Raw genomic sequence first — 6491 nt, forward strand, 5'->3', positions numbered from 1 at the left:
GCCTCGCTCACCTGCGCATTCGGTACTTCTGGAGCGCGCTGGCCAGCTCGATCCGGTTCCCGTCGGCGGCGGCCGCGTGCGCACCGACGGCATCGGCCAGCCCGACGCAGCGCGGGCCGAGAAACAGCCCGCAGCCGTAGCGCACCGAGGTCTCATCGACGTCGATCACGCCGACGCGCAGCTCGTAGACCGCCGGATACACCACCTCGGCCAGGTACTGCACCGACAACGAGCTGGGCGAAAGCCCGTCCAGCGGACCACCGAGCGGGTAGCCGAGCACGTCGAGGTGCAACTCGGCCAGCGCGTCCAGGTACCAGCCGGCCAGCGCGACGTTGTTGGCGTGCCGGTTGGTGTCCAGGTCGGTGAACCGGGTGCGGACGTCGAGCCGGAACGGATAGGCCTCGCGCACCAGCCGGGCCGGGTCCTGCTCGACGCGTCCCACCCGGATCGCAGGCACGGTCAGCTCCTGCAGCCGCTGGCGCACGGCGGGCGGCAAGGGGCTCGGTCCGGCGTCGGTGACGTGCACGCTCACCGACTCGCCGACCGCGACGCATCCGTCGTCGGTGAACACGCCGTAGGAGTAGTCGAACGAGGACGTGCCGATCCGGCTCACCCCGATGCCGACACGGTAGGACCGCATCCAGCGCAGCGGCGCCCGCACGTCGAGCCGGACCGAGGCGAGCAGCCGTCGCACCCCTGCGGACCGGGCTCCGAAGTCGACGCCGGCCTGGTGTTCCACCGCGACCCTGGCGTCCTCGAACCAGCGGATCAGCGCCCCGCGACCGATTCGCCTGCTCGGGTCGAGATCGTGGTAGCGCGGTTGCCGATCGAACAGCACGGGGTACTGGGAGATCCGGAAGCGGGACGGATCGGTCCGGGCGAGTGCAACCCTAGGCATGCGAGCTCCTTTGATCCCCTCCATGATTGGCGCATCGGCGAGGCACTTCCCCCTTCCGGGCGTGCGTCACGTGTGAGAGTGGCTACCCACCAACGGATGCGACCGGATCGACCGCGGGGCGCCGGCCCCGCCCGGTAGCCTCCGTGGGTGCCCGCCGCGCCGCCGTCCACCCACGAGATCCCCGGCGTGGCGGAGCTGCTCGAGGCCGCCGTCGGGGCGGTCGGCGGTACCCGCCGGGAGGGCCAGGACACGATGGCCGCGGCCGTGCGCGCGGCGATCGCCAGCGGTGAGCACCTCGCGGTCCAGGCCGGGACGGGCACCGGAAAGTCGCTGGCCTATCTGGTGCCCTCGATCCGGCATGCGGTCGCCAACGACAGCACCGTCGTGGTGTCGACCGCGACGATCGCGTTGCAACGCCAGCTGGTCGACCGGGATCTGCCGCGGCTGGCCGAGGCGCTGCGGCCGCTGCTCGGCCGGTCGCCGACGTTCGCGATCCTCAAGGGCCGACGCAACTACCTGTGCCTGCACACGCTGCACGGCGACGAGTCGATGGTCGACCCCGCCGAGGAGCTGTTCGACCCGTTCGCGATCTCCGCGCTGGGGCGCCACATCAAACGACTGCACGAATGGGCGTCCGACACCGAGACCGGCGATCGGGACGAGCTGGTACCCGGGGTGCCCGACACCGCGTGGCGGCAGGTGTCGGTGAGTGCCCGCGAATGCCTGGGGGTGTCGCGCTGCCCGATCGGTGAGGACTGCTTCGCCGAGCGGGCCCGCGCCGCAGCCGGCCGCGCCGACATCGTCGTCACCAACCACGCGCTGTTGGCCATCGACGCTCTCGAGGACCGGCCGGTGCTGCCGGAGCATGACGTGGTCGTGGTCGACGAGGCGCACGAGCTGGTCGACCGGGTCACCGGTGTGGCGACCGCGGAACTGACCGCGGGTGCCGTCGCCGCGGCGGCCCGGCGCTGCGCCAAGCTGGTCGACCAGGTGGTCGTCGACCGGCTCGTCGAGGCGAGCGAGGGCCTCGCACTCGTGTTGGAGGACCTCCCCGCCACGCGCTGGGAGACGTTGCCGACGGCCGCGGCGGGCGCTCTGTCGGTGATCCGCGACGCCGCCGCCGCCTGCCGGCAGGGGCTCGGCGGCGAGCGCCGCGAGGACCCCGAGGGCGCCGGCGGCCGCAAGATCGCGCAGGCGCTGCTCGACGAGGTCTCCGACGTGGCCGTACGCGTCCTGGGGGCCTTTGACGAACCCGACCCGGCCCAGCGCCGCGACGTGGTCTGGCTCGGCGAGCAGGGCCCGGAAGGGGCTCGGACGAAGGTGCTGCGCGCGGCGCCGCTGTGGGTGGGCGGGCTGTTGCGCGAACGGCTGTTCGGGCCACGCACGGTCATCCTCACCTCGGCGACGCTGGCGCTGGGCGGAACGTTCGACGCACTGGCCCGCCAGTGGGGTCTGCCGCCGTCGAAGGCGGTCGCCGAGGCGGCGGGGGACCCGGTCCCGGACCCGCAGGAGCCGAGCTGGCGTGGGCTGGACGTCGGGTCGCCGTTCTCCCACGCCCGCAGCGGGATCCTCTATCTGGCGCGGCACCTGCCGCCGCCCGGTCGCGACGGCCTCGCGCCCGCGTATCTCGACGAGATCGCCGGGCTGGTCGACGCCGCGGGTGGGCGCACGCTCGGGCTGTTCTCCTCGATGCGGGCGGCCAGACAGGCCGCCGAGGCGCTGCGCGACCGGCTCGGCACACCGCTGCTGTGCCAGGGAGACGACTCGACGATGCTGCTGGTCAGGCAGTTCGCCGAGGACCCGGAGACCTCGCTGTTCGGGACGCTGTCACTGTGGCAGGGCGTCGACGTCCCCGGTCCGTCGCTGTCGTGCGTGATCATCGACCGGATCCCGTTCCCCCGCCCGGACGATCCACTCGTCGCGGCCCGCCAGCGCGCCACGGACGCCCGGGGCGGCAACGGCTTCCTCACCGTCTCCGCCACGCATGCGGCGCTGCTGCTCGCCCAGGGCGCCGGACGGCTGCTGCGCGGGATGGCGGATCGCGGCGTGGTCGCGATCCTCGACCCGCGCCTGGTCACCGCCCGCTACGGCGGGTTCCTGCGCGCGTCGCTGCCCCCGTTCTGGACGACCGACGATCCGCGGAAGGTGCACGGCGCACTGCGCAGGCTCCGCGGCGCCTGAACGGCGTCACACCGATTCGCCCACCAGGTCGCGCAACGCGGTCAGCCCGGCGAGAACCTCGGTGAAGCTGGTGGACAGCGGGGCGAGCCCGACCCGGATTCCGTCGGGGGCGCGGAAGTCGGGAATGACGCCCCGCGCCCAGAGTCGATCGGCGATCTCCCGGAAGTCGTTGCGGCACAACGTGATGTGCCCGCCGCGGCGGTCTGGCTCGCGCGGCGACGCCACGGTCACGCCGTGGTCGCTCAGCTGGGCGTCGGCGAAGTCCAGCACGAAGCCGGTGAGCCGCAACGACTTGGCACGGACGGCCGGCAATCCGGCCTCGGCCAGCAGGTCCAGGGCGCCGCGCAGCGGCACCATGCCCAGGATCGGCGGGGTTCCGCTGACGAACCGTTGGATCCCGGCCGCGGGCACGTAGCCGGGGCCCATCTCGAACGGTTCGGCGCGGCCGAGCCAGCCCTGGATCGGCTGGCGCAGCGCGCCGTGGTGCCGGGAGTTGACATAGGCGAAGGCGGGCGAGCCCGGACCGCCGTTGAGGTACTTGTAGGTGCAGCCGACCGCGAGGTCCACGCCCCAGTCGTCCAGCAGCACCGGCAGGACCCCGGCGGAATGGCAGAGGTCCCACAGGATCAGCGCGCCGGCCTCGTGGGCGAGGCGGGTGATGGCCTGGGCGTCGGCGACGTACCCGGAGCGGTAGGCCGCGTGGCTGAACACGAGCAGCGCGGTGTCGGGGCCGACGGCCCCGGCGACCTGCTCGGCCGTGATACCGGCCGCCGGATCGGTGCGCACCCAGCGCAGCCTCAGCCCGAGCTCGGCGGCGATGCCCTCCAGCACGTACCGGTCGGTGGGGAAGTTGTCGGTGTCCAGCACGATCTCCCGGCGGCCGGGACGCGCGGCGAGCGCGGCCCTGGCCAGCTTGTAGAGCAGGACCGTCGTGGAGTCCGCCACCACGACCTGCCCCGCCGCCGCGCCGAGGGCGAGCTGCCCGATCCGGTCGCCGAGGGTGCGCGGCCAGTCGAGCCAGCTGTCCGTCCAGCCCCGGATCAGCCGCTCGCCCCAGTCCTGCCGGATGAACTCGGCCACGGCCGCGTCCGTGCCGCGCGGGGGCCTGCCGAGCGAGTTGCCGTCGAGGTAGGACACGACATCCGGGGCGGCGAGGAAACGGTCACGGAATCGCGCGAGCGGATCGGTCGCGTCGAGGTGCTTCGCGGCCGCGGCCAGACTGTCGAGTGCCGTCACATCGCCTCCCAGCTCGCCGAGTGCGTCACGGGCCTTCGGGCACCGCGACGCAGGTGAGGGTCCCCGGATCGACCTCGGTGAAGCCCGCGTCTCGCACCGCCACCGCCTCGCCACGGTCGACCGCGGCGCACAGGTCCGCCCAGCGCGGCCGGGTCGCCGTACGCACCGCGAACGGCGGCACCGTGGTCAGTCCGGACGCGGCCGCGTACAGCATCGAGGCGTGCCCGACCTGCGCCGCCGCCTTTCCGAGGGTCATCGTGACGGCCGGGTTCAGCCAGAGCACCGGGGAACCGGGCGGAGGTGGTCCGGGTTCGTCGGCCGGCAGGTCGGTGCCGCCGATCTGCAGCCGCGAGACCGTCTTGGGCACGTCGTCGACCGGGCCGGGGACGAGGGCGCGAACCTGCGCGCCGGCCACCTCCACGGTCACCCCGGGAAGGTCCTGCACGGCCGCCCAGTGGGTGCCGCGGGCCCGGCGGGCGATCTTGCGGATCCGCCCGCCGACCCAGTCCGCGACGGCGTCATGCCAGGGTCCGTTCGGCTGGGCGCGCGGATCGAGGCAGACGGCGAGCGCGGACGCGGCGGCGGCCTCCAACAGCGGCGTGCGACGCGGGGGGTCGCGCTCGATGCGCAGCACCATCGGCATCGCCCGCACGACCCCGTCATCGCCGGTCGGGCGACACGCGAGCGACGCCAGGACCGTCACGGGATCGGCACCCGCCGCAGCACTCCCTCGGCGGCATCGGCGCGTTCCACCTCGTCGCGGGTGATGCCCAGGACGAACAGCACCACGTCGAGATACGGCTGGGACAGCGCGGTGTCGGCGACCTCGCGCAGCGCGGGCTTGGCGTTGAACGCGATGCCCAGCCCGGCCGCGGAGAGCATGTCGATGTCGTTGGCCCCGTCGCCGACGGCGACGCACTGCTCGAGTGTCATCCCGAACGAGTCTGCGAAGCGACGCAACGCCACCGCCTTGCCCGCCCGATCGACGATCTCCCCGACGACCCGTCCGGTCAACCGCCCGTTGACGATCTCGAGCTCGTTGGCCGCGCAGAAGTCCAGGCGCAGCTCGTCGGTCAGCGGGCCGATCACCCGGCCGAACCCGCCGGAGACCACCCCGCAGCGGTACCCGAGCCGTTTGAGGGTGCGGATGGTGGTGCGGGCCCCCGGGGTGAGCTCCAGCTCGGCGCCCACCTCGTCGAGCACCGTCGCCGGCAGGCCCTCGAGGACGGCGACCCGGCGGCGCAGCGACGCGCCGAAGTCCAGCTCCCCACGCATCGCGGCCTCGGTGACCGCGCGGACCTCGGCCTCCGCCTCGGGCCCCGCCCGGGCGGCGAGCATCTCGATGACCTCACCCTGCACCAGCGTGGAGTCGACGTCGAAGACGATGAGGCGCTTGTTGCGCCGGGCGAGCCCCGCGCGTTCCACCGCGACGTCCACCCCGGCGCTGCGGGCGACCTCCACCAGCCGGGCGCGCAGCGTCCCGTGCGGGTGCTCGGTCCGATCCGTGGGATCCGGGGAGATGGTCAGTTCGAGCCCGGTGACCGGATAGTCGGCCACCCGGCGGATGGAGTCGATGTTCGCGCCCACCGCGGCGAGCTCCCTGGCCACCGCACCGAACGCGCGCGCCGTGATCGGGCGCCCGAGGATGAGCACCACATGTGTTGCGGACCGCCGCGACGAGGGGTCGTCGTCATGGTGCAGGGAGGTGTGGACCTGCATGCCGATGCTGTGCATCGCCTGCTCGACGGACTCCTGCAGGCCCTCGGCGTCGTGGTACGCGACCACCAGGGTGCCGAGGGTGAGCTGACCGCGGATCACGACCTGTTCCACGTCCAGCACGTCGACGCCGTACCGGGTGAGCGCGGTGAACAGCACCGAGCTCACGCCGGGCCGATCCGGACCGGTGACCGTGATCAGCACGGTCGCCCGGTCCTTTGCGGACGCTGGTCCGTTCACCTCGGCCGGACCACCCGGAACATCGTTCGGTTCATCGAGACTTCGAGTCGTTGCTCGACTGCGCCTTCCCGTTCACAGTGGATGCCGTGAGCTCCGGGGAGGCGTGACCCGAATGTGCCTCCGCGCGAAGCCGTTCGACCAGGTGCGGGTAGTGCAGCTCGAACGCGGGGCGTTCGGAGCGGATGCGGGGCAGCTCGGTGAAGTTGTGCCGCGGCGGCGG

Annotated in this window: 6 protein-coding genes; 1 reads left to right on the plus strand and 5 read right to left on the minus strand. The window is 73.2% G+C overall.

Annotated elements, in window-relative coordinates; all coding sequences use genetic code 11:
• Positions 1–7 precede the first annotated feature (7 nt).
• Positions 8–898, minus strand: coding sequence for an acyl-CoA thioesterase (locus ACFQE5_RS19685; RefSeq protein ID WP_379587086.1), 891 nt, complete (start codon positions 896–898; stop codon positions 8–10).
• A gap of 147 nt (positions 899–1045) precedes the next feature.
• Here ACFQE5_RS19685 and ACFQE5_RS19690 point away from each other — a divergent pair, with 147 nt between their 5' ends.
• Positions 1046–3079 (plus strand): ATP-dependent DNA helicase, encoded by a 2034-nt coding sequence (locus ACFQE5_RS19690; protein WP_379587087.1) that lies wholly within the window; start codon positions 1046–1048, stop codon positions 3077–3079.
• 6 nt (positions 3080–3085) lie between these two features.
• On the opposite strand, the gene ACFQE5_RS19695 is transcribed toward ACFQE5_RS19690, so the two are convergent.
• From ACFQE5_RS19695 to ACFQE5_RS19710, 4 genes are all read right to left on the minus strand, one after another.
• Positions 3086–4315, minus strand: a complete 1230-nt coding sequence (locus ACFQE5_RS19695; RefSeq protein WP_379587089.1) for a kynureninase — start codon at positions 4313–4315, stop codon at positions 3086–3088.
• Between the two features lie 25 nt (positions 4316–4340).
• The gene (locus tag ACFQE5_RS19700; protein WP_379587189.1) at positions 4341–4958 is read right to left on the minus strand and encodes a peptidyl-tRNA hydrolase; all 618 of its coding nucleotides are present in this window, start codon (positions 4956–4958) and stop codon (positions 4341–4343) included.
• A gap of 56 nt (positions 4959–5014) precedes the next feature.
• Positions 5015–6271: a phosphoserine phosphatase SerB gene (gene serB, locus ACFQE5_RS19705; protein ID WP_379587091.1), complete on the minus strand. Its 1257-nt coding sequence runs from the start codon at positions 6269–6271 to the stop codon at positions 5015–5017.
• A partial coding sequence (locus ACFQE5_RS19710; RefSeq protein WP_449301282.1) for a hypothetical protein occupies positions 6268–6491 on the minus strand: 224 nt, incomplete at its 5' end. The genes serB and ACFQE5_RS19710, both read right to left, overlap by 4 nt.

Origin of the sequence: Pseudonocardia hispaniensis (assembly GCF_042658695.1) — a bacterium.
GTDB classification, from domain to species: domain Bacteria; phylum Actinomycetota; class Actinomycetes; order Mycobacteriales; family Pseudonocardiaceae; genus Pseudonocardia; species Pseudonocardia hispaniensis.

Excerpts from the sequence above, each read along its gene's own strand:
- ACFQE5_RS19685 (WP_379587086.1), bottom strand. The coding sequence starts at position 898 with ATGCCTAGGGTTGCACTCGCCCGGACCGATCCGTCCCGCTTCCGGATC.
- ACFQE5_RS19700 (WP_379587189.1), bottom strand. The coding sequence starts at position 4,958 with ATGCCGATGGTGCTGCGCATCGAGCGCGACCCCCCGCGTCGCACGCCG.